Origin of the sequence: Kitasatospora sp. NPDC093806 (genome assembly GCF_040683335.1) — a bacterium.
Taxonomy (GTDB): Bacteria; Actinomycetota; Actinomycetes; order Streptomycetales; family Streptomycetaceae; genus Kitasatospora.
In genome coordinates this window covers 33,909-50,988 of the sequence record NZ_JBFBDO010000019.1, presented here as the reverse complement: position 1 = coordinate 50,988, position 17,080 = coordinate 33,909, and the positions used below count along the sequence as shown (strand labels likewise).

The window sequence follows — 17,080 nt, the reverse complement described above, 5'->3', positions numbered from 1 at the left end:
ATGCCACTCAGTGGCAGAATTCCCGAACCCATCCCCAGGAGGACCCGTGCGCGCGCTTCTCGTCGACCGCTCCGCCCCCGGCGGACTGCGCCTCGGCACCGCCCCCGACCCGGTCCCGGCCCCGCACCAGGCGCTGGTCCGGACGACCGCGACCTCGCTCAACCGCGGCGAGGTCGCCTTCGGCCTGGCCGCCGCCCCCGAGGGGGCCGTCCTCGGCTGGGACGCCGCCGGCGTCGTCGAACGCGCGGCCGCCGACGGCACCGGCCCGGCCGCGGGCACGCCGGTGGTGACCCTGATGCCCGACACCGCCTGGGCCGAACTGCGCGCGGTCGACACCGCGCTGATCGGCGTCGCCCCCGCCGGCGCGGACCCCGCCGCGCTGGCGACGGTCCCGGTCGCGGGCGCGAGCGCGCTCCGGGCGCTGCACCGGATCGGCCCGCTGCTCGGCCGCGACGTGCTGGTCACGGGCGCCACCGGCGGCGTCGGGCGGTACGCGGTCCAGCTCGCCCGGGCCGCGGGCGCCCGGGTGGTGGCGAGCACGAGCGATCCCGCCGCGCACGGCCGACTGCTGCGCCGGCTCGGCGCGCACGAGGTGGTGGGCGGGCCGGGGGAGGCCTCCCGGCCGGTGGACGGCGTGGTGGACCTGGTCGGCGGCCCGCTGCTGGTCGAGGCCTACCGGAGGCTGGGCCCGGGCGGGACCCTGGTCTCCGTCGGGCACGCCGCCGGTACGGGGGAGGAGTTCCCGTTCGGCGAGCTGTTCGGCGACCAGGGGCGGCATGACCGCTCGGTGGTGACCTTCTTCCTGCTCGCCTGCGCCGGCCTCGACCGCGACCTGGGCTGGCTGGCCGAGCGCGTCGCGGCGGGCGCGCTGGACCCGGGCATCACCTGGCGCGGCGGCTGGGCGGACGCGGCGGACGCGGTCGGGGCGCTGCTCGCCGGCGGCCTGCACGGCAAGGCGGTGCTGACCCTCGACTGATCGGCCGGCCGAACCCGCCGCCCGCCGAAGCGGACGGCTACCGGCAGGGCGCCGTGGTCGAGGCCGACGGTGAGGGCAGCGCGCCGAACGCGTTGTCGGCCGGCGGCGTCGGCGACACCACGACGGGCGACGGCACGGCCGACGGCGAGACGCCCGCCCGGGCCGGCGCGGACGGACCGGCCGAGCCCATGGTGGCCGAGTGGGCCGGGGCCTGGGTCACGACCGGGGCGCCGGCGGTCGGCGACGGCGTGCTCGGTGCCGTGGGTATCCGCGCGACCGTCGGACAGGCGGTCCGGCTGGCCGGCGCGCCCGCGTCCACCGGGACGGCGGTCGGACGGATGCCGCAGCCGGTGGCCAGCACGGCCACCCCCAGCAGCGCGGCGGCGGCGAACGGACGTCTCACGGGGCACTCTCCTCGGCGGCGTCGCCGGTGTCGGACGGCGGCGGGGGCGGCGGGGCCGACGGCAGGGTCAGCGTGAACACCGCGCCCACCTCGCCGTTCGCCGCCGTGATGGTCCCCCCGTGGATCTGCGCGTTGGCCATCGCGATGGACAGGCCGAGGCCGCTGCCCTCCGAGCGCGCCCGCCCCTTGTCGGCCTTGTAGAACCGGTCGAAGACGTGCGGCAGCACGTCCTCGGGGATGCCCGGCCCGCTGTCGGAGACCTCGACGACCACCGAGTCCCCGCTCTCCCGCACCTTCACCCGCACCGGCGAGCCGCCGTGCTTGAGGGCGTTGCCGATCAGGTTGGCGAAGACGACGTCCAGCCGGCGCGGGTCGACCACGGCCCGGATGCCGCGCGGGGCGTCCACCTCGACCGCGTCGTACCAGGCCCGGCCGTCGATGCAGGACATGATCAGGTCGGCGATGTCGACCTCGTCGGCGACCAGCTTGGCGGTGCCCGCGTCGAAGCGGGTCACCTCCATGAGGTTCTCGACCAGGTCGGAGAGCCGGCGGGTCTCGCTGACCACCAGCCGGACGGCCGGCTCGATCATCGGGTCCAGCGACTCCGCCTCGTCCTCCAGGATGTCCGTCACGGCGGTCATCGCGGTCAGCGGCGTGCGCAGCTCGTGCGACATGTCGGCGACGAACCGCCGGCTCTGCGCCTCGCGCGCGCTCAGCTCCTCGACCTGCTCGTGCAGCGACTCCGCGGTCCGGTTGAAGGTCCGCGCCAGGTCGGCGAGCTCGTCCGAACCCTCGACCTCCAGCCGGGTGTCCAGGTGGCCCTCACCGAGCCGCCGGGCCGCGTCGCCGAGCCGCTTGACCGGCCGCAGCACCGTCGCGGACGCTGCCTGCGCGAGCAGCGCCGAACCGATCAGCGCCAGCAGCGTGGCGATCGCCAGCGACCAGCCGAGCGTGTTGAGGTCGGCCCGCTCGTTCTCCAGCGACTTGAACATGTACGCGGTCGGACCGGTCGTCACCACCTTGGTGCCGCCGATCACGAACGGCCGGCCGTCCAGGTTCTGCCGCTGCCAGTACAGGTGGTAGGTGTACGGGTTGGACTCGGTGATCTCGCGCGGCTTGCCGACAGCGGTCTGCAGCGCGGTCGGGACGACGGCGAGCGAGTACTGCGTCGGGCTGGAGGAGGCGAGGCAGTCCGGCAGCGCCGGGTCCGACACGACGACGTCGTAACTGAGTCCGGAGCTCGCGACGCTGTTCGCCAGCGCGGTCAGGTCCTCGCAGGTCGCGTTCAGCGGCAGGCTCGACACGTTGCGGCTGAGCGAGAGCCGGAAGTCGTTGAGCGCGGTGTCCTGGGCGCGCTTGAGCACCGCGTCGCGGTTCAGCCAGTACGCGATGCCGGAGGCCGAGACCGCGGTGAGCAGCGCGACCGCGGCGAACACCGCGATCAGCCGCACCCGCAGCGAGCGCAGCCGCCGCCACCGGCCGGAGGAGAACCACGGGGCCGTCGTCGTCTGATGGTCAGTCACAGGAGCCTGTCGTTACGGAAGTTCAGTGCGAGGAGCGGGGTATGGCGCGCCGTCCCGGAGGCGGGCCCGGAGGCGGGCCGGCCGTCACGCCGGCGGGTCCAGCCGGTAGCCGACGCCGCGCACCGTGCGGATCAGCGTCGGCGCGGACGGCACGTCCTCGACCTTGGCCCGCAGCCGCTGCACGCACGCGTCCACCAGCCGGGAGTCGCCCAGGTAGTCGTGCTCCCAGACCAGCCGCAGCAGCTGCTGCCGGGACAGCGCCTGCCCCGGCCTGCGGCTGAGCTCCAGCAGCAGCCGCAGCTCGGTCGGTGTGAGCTGGAGGTCCGCGCCGTCCTTGGTGACGGTCATCGCCGCCCGGTCGATCACCACGGTGCCGTACACGGACGAGTCCGAGCTCTCCCGCTCGCCGCGCCGCAGCACGGCCCGGATCCGGGCGTCCAGGACACGCGGCTGCACCGGCTTGACGACGTAGTCGTCCGCGCCCGACTCCAGGCCGACCACCACGTCGATGTCGTCGGACCGGGCGGTCAGCAGGATGATCGGCAACTGGTCGGTGCGGCGGATCCGGCGGCACACCTCGAAGCCGTCGATTCCGGGCAGCATCACGTCCAGCACGATGAGGTCCGGCCGCTGCTCCTTGAAGAGCCGCAGGCCGTCCTCGCCGGACGCGGCGGTGGCCACGCGGTGGCCCTGGCGGGTGAGGGCGAGTTCGAGGCCGGTCCGGATGGCGTCGTCGTCCTCGATCAGAAGGAGGAAAGGCACGGCCTCATTCTGGCCCACCCGGAGCGGCGAATCACCCCCCACTCGTCCCTCACCCGCCGCTCCCCGACCGCCCGGGAACCGGAACCCGCGCCACCGGCGTCCGTCAACGGCGGGAGGTGGAGCGGGTCGAAAGGCCCGGCCCTGTGACAGCCCTGTGACAGTCGACGGACAGCGCCATCACAACCGGCGGGCAGGATTTTCGATGTCGCCGCAGGACAGCGGGCCAACCGGCCGGCTGGAAGGCGGCGACGGAACCGCTCGAACCGATCCAAGGGGGCGCACGATGAACGCCATGCTTCAGACCCGGACCAACCCGGCTGTCCGCACCGCGCGTTCGTCAGCGACGACCCACAAGACCCGGTTCGAGGTCAGGACCGACGAGGCCTCCGGTGCCGTGACCGTACGGGGGTGCGCACACAGCACCGGTGGAAACACTGTCGCCCGCCGGGTGAGCGGGGGCGGCAGGACGGGGGAGCTGTACGGGATCGGCCGCCGGGGGAACGCGGCCGACTCCGCCGCCACCCTGACGCTGCGGGGGATCCTCCCCGTCCGCGTCGAGGGTGCGGACGCCCCGGGGGGGAACCGGGGCATCGGGGGGACCGGCCTGCGGAAGGCCGACTCGGGGGAGTCGGCCGGCCGCGAGGCCGCCGGTGCGACGCTGCTGCGGCTGAACCCCGCGGCGGCGCGCACCACCGAGGTGGCACAGGGCGGGGCGCGGGGGGAGCACCCGGCCGTCGCGGAGGACCACATCACCGAGTTCACCGCGTACGTGCGCGAGCGCCGCGCCTCCCTGTACGCCACCGCGTACCACCTCACCGGTGACCGCTACGAGGCCGAGGACCTGCTGCAGAGCGCGCTCTTCAGCACCTACCGGGCCTGGGGCCGGATCACCGACAAGGCCGCGGTGGGGGGCTACCTCCGCCGCACCATGACCAACCTGCACATCTCCGCCTGGCGGCGCCGCAAGGTCAACGAGTACCCGACCGAGGAGCTGCCGGAGACGGTCGGCGACACGGACGCGATGGGCGGCACCGAGCTGCGCGCCGTGCTCTGGCAGGCGCTGGCCAAGCTGCCGGAGAACCAGCGGACCATGCTGGTGCTCCGCTACTACGAGGGCAAGACCGACCCGGAGATCGCCGACGTGCTCGGCATCAGCGTCGGCACGGTCAAGAGCAGCATCTGGCGCGCGCTGCGCCGGCTGCGCGACGACGAGCAGCTGAACACCTCGGGCGACACCGTCCGGGCCTTCGGCGAGCTGGTCGCGTAACAGGGACTCCCGTCGGGGGACGGGTAGCAGGACGGACAGGCACGGTCGGCGCCGGCTCGGGGGAGCGGCGCCGCCCGGGGGAGCCCTGACCGTCCGGGGAAGGCGGCGGGCCCGGTGCGGGGGAGACGCACCGGGCCCGCTGTTCCGTGTCACGGGGTGGGAACCGCCGTTCCGCACGGCGGGGGTGAAGACGAAGGCGGTCGGTCAGACCGCGGAGAGCTCGCCGGCGGTGGCCGCCACGCGGATCCGCCGCTCGGCCTCCGGCCCGGCGCACGGGTGCGAGCCCAGCGCGACCTGCCGGCCGACGATGCTCCGTTCGGCCCGCATCAGCCGCCAGCCGCGGCGCAGCAGCACCGGCAGCGACTTGCGGCCCTCGCGGACGTCCCGGCGCAGCCGCCACCAGGCGGTCGTGAACGCGCCGTTGCGCAGGCACAGGGCGTCACCGAGCAGGCCCTCGGCGGCGCAGTCGGCGACGATCTCGGCGGCGAAGATGCCCTCGGCGACGAACGCGCCGGCACCGCCGAGGTCCAGCGCCCGGGTGGAGACCCGGCCGTTGTCCGGGATGGAGTACACCGGGACCGCGGTCCGCCCGGTCTCGTACAGCGCGCGGATGGCCGCCACGGCCTGGTCGCGGTGCCAGGCCAGCGGGGAGTCCCAGTCCACCGAGCCGTCGGGCAGCCGCGGCAGGGTGGGGTCGTCGCCGTCCTTGTAGAAGTCGTCGAGCTGGAGGACCGGCAGGCCGCTGCGTTCGGCGAGCGAGGACTTCCCGGATCCGGAGGGCCCGGAGAGCAGGACCACCCGGGCGCGGGCTATCGGCACAGGGTTCAGCGGGGAGTCACTCACGGGACACCAGTCTGACGCATCCCGGCCGGATGCCGAAACCCGGCTGCGTCACACTTCGTGCACGGCCCCGGGGCTTCCGGCCTTCGCGCCCTCGGCCCGGACGGCCGCGGGGTCGGTCAGGGCGGCGTGCAGCAGCGGCAGGTAGCGGCTGTCGACCTGGAGGAAGACGCGGTCCTCGGCGCCCGGCGCCAGGTACGCGGTGGCGGCCCAGTCCTGGCTGTGCCAGGTGTCCGGCTCCGGCTCGTGGAAGGTGCCGCCGGAGGGCAGCTCGACCGGGCCGTCGAGGTCACGCGCGGTGAACACGGCCGACGGGGCGCCCGGCGTGATCCGCAGCCGCCCGTTGAGGTAGCGGGGCTGCCAGCCGGGCCCGTCGGAGCGCGCCGAGCAGGGGATCCGGACCGGACGGCCGGCGGCCAGCCGACGCCGGGTGCGGGCCACGTGCCGGGCGCGCAGGAACCCGTCCGCGAACAGGGCCAGAAACTCGCCGACCAGCTCTCCCATGAGCGTCGTCCCCCTCGGTGCGTGGTGTGGCCCCAGTCTGCGCGGCCGCCCGGGGCCGCCGGGAGCGTCGAACGGCTCGATCCGGCACGACGAAAGTCGACGGGCCCCGCGAAGACGGCCCCGGGAAAGTCGACGGACCCGCGCCAGGGGGGGAGAGGCGCGGGTCCGTCCTGTGACCGTCCGGGCCCTGGGGGGGAGAGGGCACTGGGGACGGCCAGTCTGTGGAGTTGTGACAACCGGCGGCTACCCAGGGTAACCGCATGGGGTGACCCGGAGGTCAGATACCCATCGGGTGCCAGACCGTCTTGGTCTCCAGGAACGAGAGTAGCCGGTCCGTTCCGGGAGCATTGGTCCAGTCCTGGGCGAACGGGTCCGGCTCCGGGCGGATCACCCGCTTCAGGGTATCCGCGGCCAGCGCCTCCAGCTCGCGCGCCGCGCCGGGGCCGGCGTCCGCGATGGCCCCGGTGAGGTCCACCGCGTTGACGTCCTGGTGCGAGGCCAGGGTCGGCGCGATGTCCGCGGTCCGGCCGGACAGGATGTTGACCACGCCGCCCGGGACGTCCGAGGTGGCGAGCACCTCGCCCAGCGACAGGGCCGGCAGCGGGGCGTCGGCCGCGGCCGCCACCACCACGGTGTTGCCGGTGGCGATGGCCGGGGCGATCGCCGAGACCAGGCCGAGCAGCGAGTGCCCGTAGCCGGCCTGCGGGGCGACGATCCCGACCACGCCGGTCGGCTCCGGGGTGGAGAGGTTGAAGTACGGCCCGGCGACCGGGTTGGCGCCGCCCGCGATCTGGGCGACCTTGTCGGTCCAGCCCGCGTACCAGACCCAGCGGTCGATCGCGGCGTCCACCAGGGCGGCCGCCTTCTTCGGGCCGACGCCCTCGGAGAGCGCCACCTCGGCGGCGAACTGCTCGCGCCGGCCCTGCAGCATCTCGGCGACCCGGTACAGCACCTGGCCGCGGTTGTACGCGGTGGTGCCGGCCCAGCCCTTGACCGCCGCGCGGGCGGCCAGGACCGCGTCGCGGGTGTCCTTGCGGGTGCCGAGCGGGACGTTGGCGAGCCACTCGCCCTTTGAGTCGGTCACCTCGTACACCCGCCCGCTCTCGGAGCGCGGGAACTTCCCGCCGACGTACAGCTTGTAGGTCTTGAGGACATCAAGACGGCTCACGACATCAGACATCGAGGTAGGCCTCCAGACCGTGCCGGCCACCCTCGCGGCCGTAGCCCGACTCCTTGTAGCCGCCGAACGGCGAGGTCGGGTCGAACTTGTTGAAGGTGTTGGCCCAGACCACGCCGGCCTTCAGCCGGTTGGCGGTCCAGAGGATCCGCGAGCCCTTCTCCGTCCAGATGCCGGCGGAGAGGCCGTACGGGGTGTTGTTGGCCTTCTCGACCGCCTCGGCGGGGGTGCGGAAGGTCAGCACCGACAGCACCGGGCCGAAGATCTCCTCCTGGGCGATCCGGTGGGCCTGGCTGACGCCGGTGAAGATGGTCGGCCGGAACCAGAAGCCGGTGCCCGGCAGGTCGCAGGCGGGCGACCAGCGCTCGGCGCCCTCGGCCTCGCCGGCGTCGGTCAGCGCGGTGATCCGGGCCAGCTGCTCGGCCGAGTTGATGGCGCCGATGTCGGTGTTCTTGTCCAGCGGGTCGCCGACCCGCAGGGTGGCCATCCGGCGCTTCAGCGACTCCAGCAGCTCGTCCTGGATCGACTCCTGGACCAGCAGGCGGGAACCCGCGCAGCAGACGTGGCCCTGGTTGAAGAAGATGCCGTTGACGATGCCCTCGACCGCCTGGTCGATCGGCGCGTCGTCGAAGACGATGTTGGCCGCCTTGCCGCCGAGCTCCAGCGAGAGCTTCTTGCGGGTGCCGGCCAGCTGCTTGGCGATCGCCCGGCCGACCGGGGTCGAGCCGGTGAAGGCGATCTTGTTGACGTCCGGGTGCGCGGTGAGCGCCGCGCCGGTCCGGCCGTCGCCGGTGACGATGTTGACGACGCCCTTCGGCAGACCGGCCTGGCGGCAGATCTCGGCGAAGCGCAGCGCGGTCAGCGGGGTGGTCTCGGCCGGCTTGAGGACCACGGTGTTGCCGGTGGCCAGCGCGGGCGCGATCTTCCACGCCAGCATCATCAGCGGGAAGTTCCACGGGATGACCTGGCCGGCCACGCCGATCGGCTTCGGGTTCGGGCCGAAGCCGGCGTAGTCCAGCTTGTCCGCCCAGCCGGCGTAGTAGAAGAACCACGCGGCGACGTTCGGGATGTCGAAGTCGCGGGTCTCGCGGATCGGCTTGCCGTTGTCGATCGACTCCAGCACGGCCAGCTCGCGGGCGCGCTCCTGGACGATCCGGGCGATCCGGAACAGGTACTTGGCGCGCTCGCTGCCGGGCAGCGCCGACCAGTCGACGAAGGCCTTGCGGGCGGCGGCGACCGCGCGGTCGACGTCCTCCTCGGTGCCCTGGGCGAACTCGGCGAGCACCTGCTCGGTGGCCGGGTTGACCGTCTTCAGGGCCTCGCTGCCGGAGGAGTCGACGAACTCGCCGCCGATGAAGTGCCCGTAGGAGCTGGCGATGTCGCCGGCCGCGGCGGGCGACTCGGGGGCTGGGGCGTAGCCGAACAGGCCGGTCGGCTTGGCGGTGGTCCGCTCGGCCGTGGGCTCGTCGGTCTTCTTGCTGTTCTTGGCCATGATTCTCAGTCCACCGTCACGTAGTCGGGACCGGAGTACCGTCCGGTGGTCAGCTTCTGACGCTGCATCAGCAGGTCGTTGAGCAGGCTGGAGGCGCCGAAGCGGAACCAGTGCGGGCTCAGCCAGTCGTCGCCGAGGGTCTCGTTGACCATCACCAGGTACTTCATCGCGTCCTTGGTGGTCTTGATCCCGCCGGCGGGCTTCACGCCGATCTGGACGCCGGTGGCCGCGCGGAAGTCGCGGACCGCCTCCAGCATCAGCAGGGTGACCGGCGGGGTCGCGTTGACGGCGACCTTCCCGGTCGAGGTCTTGATGAAGTCGGCGCCGGCCAGCATCGCCAGCCAGGAGACCCGGCGCACGTTGTCGTACGTCTGGAGCTCGCCGGTCTCGAAGATCACCTTGAGGTGGGCGGAGCTGCCGTCGGGGCGGCGGCAGGCCTGCTTGACGGCGACGATCTCGTTGTAGACGTCCAGGTAGCGGCCGGAGAGGAAGGCCCCCCGGTCGATCACCATGTCGATCTCGTCGGCGCCGGCCGCGACCGCGTCGGCGGTGTCGGCGAGCTTGACCGGGAGCGCGGCGCGTCCGGCCGGGAAGGCGGTGGCGACGGAGGCGACCTGGATGTCGGTGCCCTGCAGCGCCGCCTTCGCGGTGGCGACCATGTCCGGGTAGACACAGATCGCGGCGACGCGGGGGGTGGACGGGTCGGTCGGATCGGGGTTCCTGCCCTTGGTGCACAGGGCGCGCACCTTGCCGACCGTGTCCGCGCCTTCCAGCGTGGTCAGGTCGATCATCGAGATGGCCAGGTCGATGGCGTACGCCTTGGCCGTGGTCTTGATCGAGCGGGTACCGAGAAGGGCGGCACGCGCCTCCAGGCCGACCTGGTCGACACCGGGCAGGCCGTGCAGGAAGCGACGGAGCGAGGCCTCGGACGCCGCGACGTCCTCGAGACCGCTGCCCGCAACGCCGGGGGCATTGGCTGCAAGAGTGGACATAGTCACCACACCAGCATATCTACGCGCGTAGTCAACCGCTAGAGCAGCCCGCTATCAATGCCGAATCGAGACCTCCGGACCCCGCGCGCCCCACCCGTATCCCCTGTTCTCCCCTGTAGATCGCGCAGGCCATGCGGCAGAATCGTCGGCATGACCGAATCCGACGGCAAGCCCCACCAGGGCTCGGCCGGCTCCGAAGGCGAGCCCGTGTACGCGGACCGCGTGTACCGCTCCGTTCCCGGCATGATCTCCGGGGTGCTGTTGTTGGCCGTCGCGGCGTGGCTGATCGGGGACGCGGCGCTGAACGGGACCGGGAAGACGCCCTGGGTCTCGCTCGCCGCGGTGCCGGTGTTCGCCTTCCCGGTGATCGCGTACACCCTGCGGCCGGCCGTGCGGGCCAACGAGCGGCGCCTGGTGGTGCGCAACCCGCTGCGGACCATCACCGCGCCCTGGGCCTCGGTGGACGCCCTGCGGGCCGGCTACTCGGTGGAGCTGCTCGCCGAGGGCGACAAGTACCAGGTGTGGGCGGTGCCGGTGTCGCTGCGCCAGCGCAAGCGCGCCGCCCGGGCCCGCGAGCGCGGCGGCCAGCAGCACGCCTCCCGGCTGGGCATGGTCTTCGGCTCGGGCGCCCCGTCCGGCCCCGGTGTGCAGGGCTCCGCGGACCCGACCAAGGCCTGGTCCGACCAGGTGGTCGGCGTCCTCCAGGACATGGCCGAGCGCAACGCCGGCCGCCCCGACGCCACCGGCCCGGTCGAGGTCCGCTGGTGCTGGTGGATCATCGCGCCGACGCTGGCCGGCCTGGTGGCGCTGATCACCGTCATCGCGGTCTGACCGCACCGCCGCCCGCGACACGCGGCCGTAGACGCCGAAGGGGCCCACCGGAATGTTCCGGTGGGCCCCTTCGGCGTCTACGCGGGCGCTCGCGGCTCAGGCGGTGATGCCCGCCGCGGCGGCCAGCGAGACCTTGATCGCGGCCAGCAGGTCGGCGGCGCGGGCCCGGGCCGGGGCGAGGTCGGCGGCGGTGGCGACCGGGAGGACAACCTCCAGGTAGCACTTGAGCTTCGGCTCGGTGCCGGAGGGGCGGACCACGATCCGGGCCGAGCGGACGGCGTCCCCGGCGAGGTAGTAGCGCAGGCCGTCGGTCGGCGGCAGGTCGGCGGAGCCGGCGGTGAGGTCGTCGGCCCGGGTGACGGTCAGGCCGGCCAGCTCGGTCGGCGGCTGCTCGCGCAGCGTGCGCATGGCGTCGGCGATCAGCGAGAGGTCCTCGACCCGGACGGAGAGCTGGTCGGTGGCGTGCAGGCCGTGCTCCAGCGCCAGGTCGTCCAGCAGGTCGGTCAGGGTGCGGCCGGACTGCTTGAGGGTGGCGGCGAGCTCGGCGACCAGCAGGGCGGCGGTGATGCCGTCCTTGTCGCGCACGCCCTGCGGGTCGACGCAGTAGCCGAGCGCCTCCTCGTAGCCGTAGCGCAGGCCCTCGGCCCGGGCGATCCACTTGAAGCCGGTGAGGGTCTCGGCGTAGTCGAGCCCGGCGGCCTCGGCGATCCGGCCCAGCAGGGTGGAGGAGACGATGGTGGTGGCGAGGGTACCGGTGGCCTTCTTGCCGACCAGGGCGGCGCCGAGCAGGGCGCCGACCTCGTCGCCGCGGAGCATCCGCCAGCCGCTCGCGCCGGTGCCGCCGCCGGCGGCGTCGCCGTCGGCGGGGACGGCCACCGCGCAGCGGTCGGCGTCCGGGTCGTTGGCGATGACGATGTCGGGGCCGACCGAGGCGGCGGTGCGGAAGGCGAGGTCCATCGCCCCCGGCTCCTCCGGGTTGGGGAAGGCGACGGTCGGGAAGTCCGGGTCGGGCTCGGCCTGCTCGGCGACCACGGTGGGGGCGGGGAAGCCGGCCCGGCGCAGCGCGGCGAGGAAGGTGTCGCGGCCGACGCCGTGCATCGGGGTGTAGACGATGTCGAGGTCGCGGGCCGTGTGCGGGTCGACGATGGACGCGGCCCGGTCGAGGTAGGCCTCGACCACGGACTCGTCGACGGTCTCCCAGCCGTCCGCGGCGAGCGGGACCTCGGTGAGCGAGCCGATGGCGTCGATCTCGGCGGCGATGCCCGCGTCGGCCGGCGGCACGATCTGCGAGCCGTCGCCCAGGTAGACCTTGTAGCCGTTGTCCTGCGGCGGGTTGTGGCTCGCGGTGACGGTCACGCCGGCCGCGGCGCCGAGGTGGCGGACGGCGTAGGCGAGCACCGGGGTGGGCAGCGGGCGGGGGAACAGGGCGGCGCGCAGGCCGGCGCCGACCACCACGGCGGCGGTGTCGCGGGCGAAGTCGTAGGACTTGTGGCGGGCGTCGTAGCCGATCACCACGAGGTCGCCGAGGCCCTGCTGCTTGACGTAGGAGACCAGGCCGGCGGCGGCCCGGATGACCACGGCGCGGTTCATCCGCATCGGCCCGGCGCCGAGTTCGCCGCGCAGGCCGGCGGTGCCGAACTGGAGGCGGTCGGCGAAGCGCTCGGCCAGCTGGGCCCAGGCGAGCTTGGCCTTGGCCTCGGCCTCGGGGGCCTCGGCGTCGGCGAGCAGCGCGGCGAGCTCCGCACGGGTCTGCGGGTCCGGGTCCTCGGCCAGCCAGGTGCGGGCCCGGGCGAGGAGGTCGGTGGTGGTTGCCTGCGTCATGGCTGCAGCTCCAGAGGAAGTGCGTCGGTGATCGCCCGGTGGGACGGGCGCGGGGCGGGGCGAGACGAGACGTGTTGCGGGGGCGGGGCGGGACGGGACGGACCGCGAGGACGGGACGGGAGGTGCCGCGTCGCGGTCGCGCACGCGGACGGGGCCCGCGGGCGGGTGTGTCCGGCTGATCGTGCGATCAGCGGAGCACGGCCGCTCGCGGGCCCCGTCGCTCATGCAGTGTGCACCGCGTCGGCGTCAGATCCGCTCGAGGACCTTGGCCAGCAGCGCGCCCATGCGCTCGGCGGAGGCCTTGCCGGCCTCCAGCACCTCGGCGTGGTTGAGCGGCTCGCCGGTCATGCCGGCGGCCAGGTTGGTGACCAGCGAGATGCCGAGCACCTCGGCGCCGGCCTCACGGGCGGCGATGGCCTCCAGGGTGGTCGACATGCCGACCAGCTCGCCGCCGATCACCCGGGCCATGTTGACCTCGGCCGGGGTCTCGTAGTGCGGGCCGCGGAACTGGACGTAGACGGCCTCGTCGAGGGTCGAGTCGACCTCGCGGCACAGGTCGCGCAGCCGCTTCGAGTAGAGGTCGGTGAGGTCGACGAAGTTGGCGCCGACGATCGGGGAGTCGGCGGTCAGGTTGATGTGGTCGCTGATCAGCACCGGCTGGCCGGGGACCCAGCCGTGGCGCAGGCCGCCGCAGCCGTTGGTCAGCACGATGATGCCGCAGCCGGCCGCGGCGGCGGTGCGCACGCCGTGGACGACGGTGGCGACGCCGTGGCCCTCGTAGTAGTGGTTGCGGCCCAGGAAGATCAGGGCGCGCTTCTCGCCGATCTTCACCGAGCGGATCGTGCCGGCGTGGCCGGCGACGGCGGGGGCGGGGAAGCCCGGGAGATCGGTGACGGGGAACTCCGCCACGGTCTCGCCGAGGGCGTCGGCGGCCGGCACCCAGCCGGAGCCCATCACCAGGGCGACGTCGTGGCGCTCGGCACCGGTCAGCTCGCGGAGGCGCTCGGCGGCGGCCTGCGCGGCGGCGTAGGGGTCGGCGGAGACGACCGACTGAGGAGATGCGTTCACAGGTCCGAGGATAGACGGGAAATGGCTACGCGCGTAGAAAATCCTGGTACGACGTGCCGGATCGTTACCCGGATGGCGTGAACGTACAGCTCCGGGGCGCCCGCGCGGCGGTACGACCCGGAGCCGGCTGTGAACGGGGCGGTCAGCAGGGGCGGCGGCGCAGGTCCAGCACGTAGTCGTCGGGGGCGCCGGCGCTCTCCGCCGCGTCGGCGATCAGGCCCAGGTAGCGGGCGGCGGGCAGACCGCCCTCGTAGTCGTTGAGCACGTACGTCCAGACCGACACGTCGCCGTCCAGGGTCTGCGCGCGCAGCTTGGTCTTGCGGTAGATGCCGAGCTGGACGCCCTCCCAGCGGTCGAGCCCCTCCTCGTCCATCGGCGCCACGTCGTACAGCGAGACGAAGACCTGGTCCTTCTCGTCCTCCACCACGGTGGCCAGCGAGCCCTCCCAGCCGAGGTGTTCGCCGCCGAAGGTGAGCCGCCAGCCGGTCAGCCACCCGGTGCCGCGCAGTGGGGAGTGCGGGGCGCGGCGGGTCATCTGCCGGGCATCGAGGTTCGTGGCATACGCGGCGTAAAGGGGCATGGGGGGAACACTACGGCCCCTGGGCGATCGCACAGAAGCCCCGACCCCGGCGTGGCAGCGCTCCCGGCGTGCGGGACAATGGTGGACGTGACTCGGATCGTGATCATCGGTGGCGGACCCGGCGGCTACGAGGCGGCGCTGGTAGCCGCTCAGCTCGGCGCGGAGGTGACCGTCGTCGACCGCGACGGTCTGGGCGGATCGGCGGTGCTCACGGACTGCGTGCCGTCGAAGACCCTGATCGCGACCGCGGAGGTGATGACGACCTTCGACAGCTCGTACGAGGAGCTGGGCATCATCGTCGCCGACGACACCCCGCCGCTGGAGCAGCAGGCCCGGGTGGTCGGCGTGGACCTCGGCAAGGTCAACCGACGCGTGAAGCGGCTGGCGATCGCCCAGTCGCACGACATCACCCAGTCCGTCACCCGGGCCGGGGTCACCGTGCTGCGCGGCCGCGGCCGGCTCGGCGCCGGCGGCCAGGCCGTGGACGGCTCCCGCGAGGTGCTGGTGGACGCGCCCGACGGCAGCGTGCAGTCGCTGCGCGCCGACGCGGTGCTGATCGCCACCGGCGCCCACCCGCGTGAGCTGCCGGACGCCCAGCCGGACGGCGAGCGGATCCTCACCTGGACCCAGGTGTACGACCTGGACGAGCTGCCGCGCGAGCTGATCGTGGTCGGCTCCGGCGTCACCGGCGCCGAGTTCGCCGGCGCGTACCAGGCGATCGGCTCCAAGGTCACCCTGGTCTCCTCGCGCGACCGGGTGCTGCCCGGCGAGGACCCGGACGCCGCCGAGGTGCTGGAGGAGGTCTTCCGCCGCCGCGGCATGAACGTGATGAGCCGCTCGCGGGCCGAGAGCGCCAAGCGCATCGGCGACAAGGTCGAGGTCACCCTCTCCGACGGCACGGTGATCGAGGGCACGCACTGCCTGATGGCGGTCGGCTCGATCCCGAACACTGCGGAGATGGGCCTGGAGGAGGCCGGGGTCAAGCTCAACGACTGGGGCCAGATCCAGGTCGACCGGGTCTCCCGCACCTCCGCCCCCGGCGTGTACGCGGCCGGCGACTGCACCGGCGTCTTCATGCTCGCCTCGGTGGCGGCCATGCAGGGCCGGATCGCGATGTACCACGCGCTGGGCGACGCGGTGCAGCCGCTGAACCTGAAGACGGTGGCCTCCAACGTCTTCACCGACCCGGAGATCGCCACCGTCGGCTACACCGCCGCCGACGTGGAGTGCGGCAAGATGGACGCGGTCGAGGTCAAGCTGCCGCTGCGGGGCAACCCGCGGGCGAAGATGCAGGGCATCCGGGACGGCTTCGTGAAGCTGTTCTGCCGCCCGGGCACCGGCATCGTGGTCGGCGGCGTGGTGGTCGCCCCGCGCGCCAGCGAGCTGATCCACCCGATCTCGCTCGCCGTGGACGCCAATCTGACCGTCGAACAGGTGGCCAGCGCCTTCACCGTCTACCCGTCGGTCTCCGGCTCCACCGCCGAGGCCGCCCGCCAGCTCCACATCCGCAAGCGCGAGGGCGGCGAATCCTGAGCACCGGGCGCCCAGTTGAGGGGCGGTCGCCGTTCGGCGGCCGCCCCTCGCGCATGCCGGGGGTCACCCGGACGGCGGGCGCAGTCCCGGATCACCGACGGCGCGCATTGTACGGTCACGCGCCGCTCGGGCGTGAGCAATTCCCGCTACTAGCAGCAAACGCCTGAAAGCAGACGGTCACGCAGGTTACCGTCGGTTCTGTGTTTGCAGCAGAACGTCGCCAGTTGATCCTCGAAATGGTGCGCGCCAACGGAGCGGTCTCGCTCCGGGAGTTGGCCCGCGTCGTCCAGACCTCCGAAGTGACCGTGCGCCGCGACGTGCGGGCCCTGGAGGCAGAAGGGCTCCTCGACCGCCGGCACGGCGGCGCGGTGCTCCCCGGCGGCTTCAGCCGCGAACCCGGTTACCCGCAGAAGACCCACCTCTCCGCGGCGGAGAAGAGCGCCATCGCCGATCTCGCCGCCGGGCTGGTGGAGGAGGGCGACGCCGTGGTGGTCGGCGCCGGCACCACCACCCAGGAGCTGGCCCGCCGGCTGGCCCGGGTGCCCGGGCTGACGGTGGTCACCAACTCGCTGCTGGTCGCCCAGGCGCTGGCGCACGCCAACCGGGTCGAGGTGGTGATGACCGGCGGCACCCTGCGCGGCTCCAACTACGCCCTGGTCGGCAGCGGTGCCGAGCAGTCGCTGCACGGGCTGCGGGTCACCAAGGCGTTCGTCTCCGGCAGCGGGCTGACCGCCGAGCGCGGCCTCTCGACCACGAACATGCTCTCCGCGAGCGTGGACCGGGCGCTGGTGCAGTCGGCCACCGAGGTGATCATCCTCGCCGACCACACCAAGCTCGGCGCGGACACCATGTTCCAGACGGTCCCGACCGAGACCATCACCCGGCTGGTCACCGACGAGCACGCCACCGCCGACGACGCCACGGCCCGGGAGCTCGACGCGCTCGCCGACTGCGGGGTGCAGATCGACCTCGCGCCGCTCGGCGCCCACCCGGGCGGCGACACCCCGGTGCACGGCACCGGCAGCGGCCCCGTCCACCAGACCCAGCCGGGCCCGCTGGCCCGCCGGGCCGCCCCGCCGCCCGGTGGCGCCCCGCTGCCCGGTCAGCGGCGGCCGGGCGTGCACGGCGGCCCCGGGGGCCCGGGCGGACCGTCCGGTCCGGGTGGGCCGCTGCCGGCCAGACTCGCCGAGCTGGGGATGCCGCGCGGCCGCTGAGGCCCCGCACCCGCCCCGACGCACCACCGAGAGGTACCGCCGAAACGCGACCGGTCCGCACACCCGAAGGTGTACGGACCGGCGGCGGGACGTGCGA

General features: G+C 73.7%; 16 protein-coding genes. 5 read left to right on the top strand and 11 right to left on the bottom strand.

Features of this window, described 5'->3' with window-relative positions; all coding sequences use genetic code 11:
• Positions 1-46 precede the first annotated feature (46 nt).
• The gene (locus AB0N76_RS12815; protein ID WP_363556183.1) at positions 47-976 is read left to right on the top strand and encodes a zinc-binding dehydrogenase; all 930 of its coding nucleotides are present in this window, start codon (positions 47-49) and stop codon (positions 974-976) included.
• A gap of 37 nt (positions 977-1,013) precedes the next feature.
• Here AB0N76_RS12815 and AB0N76_RS12810 read toward each other — a convergent pair whose 3' ends face one another.
• The 3 genes from AB0N76_RS12810 to AB0N76_RS12800 form a co-directional block, all read right to left on the bottom strand.
• On the bottom strand, positions 1,014-1,379 hold the full coding sequence (locus tag AB0N76_RS12810; protein WP_363556181.1) for a hypothetical protein: 366 nt from the start codon (positions 1,377-1,379) through the stop codon (positions 1,014-1,016).
• Entirely contained in the window at positions 1,376-2,902 is a 1,527-nt protein-coding gene (locus AB0N76_RS12805) for a HAMP domain-containing sensor histidine kinase (RefSeq protein WP_363556179.1), read from the bottom strand. Before AB0N76_RS12805 ends, AB0N76_RS12810 begins: the two co-directional genes overlap by 4 nt.
• Before the next feature lie 84 nt (positions 2,903-2,986).
• On the bottom strand, positions 2,987-3,664 hold the full coding sequence (locus AB0N76_RS12800) for a response regulator transcription factor (RefSeq protein WP_327677620.1): 678 nt from the start codon (positions 3,662-3,664) through the stop codon (positions 2,987-2,989).
• 589 nt (positions 3,665-4,253) lie between these two features.
• Here AB0N76_RS12800 and AB0N76_RS12795 point away from each other — a divergent pair.
• The gene (locus tag AB0N76_RS12795) at positions 4,254-4,931 is read left to right on the top strand and encodes a SigE family RNA polymerase sigma factor (RefSeq protein WP_363556293.1); all 678 of its coding nucleotides are present in this window, start codon (positions 4,254-4,256) and stop codon (positions 4,929-4,931) included.
• A gap of 204 nt (positions 4,932-5,135) precedes the next feature.
• Here the strand turns inward: AB0N76_RS12795 and AB0N76_RS12790 are convergent, their stop codons facing one another.
• The 5 genes from AB0N76_RS12790 to deoC all read right to left on the bottom strand — a co-directional run bounded on the left by AB0N76_RS12790 (position 5,136) and on the right by deoC (position 9,936).
• Positions 5,136-5,774, bottom strand: coding sequence for an ATP-binding protein (locus tag AB0N76_RS12790; RefSeq protein ID WP_363556177.1), 639 nt, complete (start codon positions 5,772-5,774; stop codon positions 5,136-5,138).
• Between the two features lie 48 nt (positions 5,775-5,822).
• Positions 5,823-6,275, bottom strand: coding sequence for a hypothetical protein (locus AB0N76_RS12785; RefSeq protein ID WP_363556175.1), 453 nt, complete (start codon positions 6,273-6,275; stop codon positions 5,823-5,825).
• Positions 6,276-6,552: 277 nt separating this feature from the next.
• Positions 6,553-7,455 (bottom strand): aldehyde dehydrogenase family protein, encoded by a 903-nt coding sequence (locus tag AB0N76_RS12780; protein WP_363556173.1) that lies wholly within the window; start codon positions 7,453-7,455, stop codon positions 6,553-6,555.
• On the bottom strand, positions 7,448-8,944 hold the full coding sequence (locus AB0N76_RS12775; protein ID WP_363556171.1) for an aldehyde dehydrogenase family protein: 1,497 nt from the start codon (positions 8,942-8,944) through the stop codon (positions 7,448-7,450). The genes AB0N76_RS12780 and AB0N76_RS12775 overlap by 8 nt, the downstream gene beginning before the upstream one ends.
• Before the next feature lie 5 nt (positions 8,945-8,949).
• Complete coding sequence (gene deoC / locus AB0N76_RS12770) at positions 8,950-9,936, bottom strand: deoxyribose-phosphate aldolase (protein WP_363556169.1); 987 nt, start codon at positions 9,934-9,936, stop codon at positions 8,950-8,952.
• Positions 9,937-10,086: 150 nt separating this feature from the next.
• On the opposite strand from deoC, the gene AB0N76_RS12765 reads away from it, so the two are divergent.
• Complete coding sequence (locus tag AB0N76_RS12765) at positions 10,087-10,767, top strand: PH domain-containing protein (RefSeq protein WP_363556167.1); 681 nt, start codon at positions 10,087-10,089, stop codon at positions 10,765-10,767.
• Positions 10,768-10,863: 96 nt separating this feature from the next.
• Here AB0N76_RS12765 and AB0N76_RS12760 read toward each other — a convergent pair whose 3' ends face one another.
• From AB0N76_RS12760 to AB0N76_RS12750, 3 genes are all read right to left on the bottom strand, one after another.
• A complete protein-coding gene (locus tag AB0N76_RS12760; protein ID WP_363556165.1) occupies positions 10,864-12,588 on the bottom strand; it encodes a phospho-sugar mutase in 1,725 nt (574 codons plus the stop codon).
• Positions 12,589-12,834: 246 nt separating this feature from the next.
• Positions 12,835-13,656, bottom strand: coding sequence for a purine-nucleoside phosphorylase (locus AB0N76_RS12755; RefSeq protein WP_363556163.1), 822 nt, complete (start codon positions 13,654-13,656; stop codon positions 12,835-12,837).
• Positions 13,657-13,798: 142 nt separating this feature from the next.
• A complete protein-coding gene (locus AB0N76_RS12750; protein ID WP_363556161.1) occupies positions 13,799-14,236 on the bottom strand; it encodes a gamma-glutamylcyclotransferase in 438 nt (145 codons plus the stop codon).
• A gap of 78 nt (positions 14,237-14,314) precedes the next feature.
• Between AB0N76_RS12750 and AB0N76_RS12745 the strand changes: the two genes are divergently transcribed.
• A complete protein-coding gene (locus AB0N76_RS12745; protein WP_363556159.1) occupies positions 14,315-15,769 on the top strand; it encodes an NAD(P)H-quinone dehydrogenase in 1,455 nt (484 codons plus the stop codon).
• 200 nt (positions 15,770-15,969) lie between these two features.
• Positions 15,970-16,983, top strand: coding sequence for a DeoR/GlpR family DNA-binding transcription regulator (locus AB0N76_RS12740; RefSeq protein ID WP_363556157.1), 1,014 nt, complete (start codon positions 15,970-15,972; stop codon positions 16,981-16,983).
• Positions 16,984-17,080 lie beyond the last annotated feature (97 nt).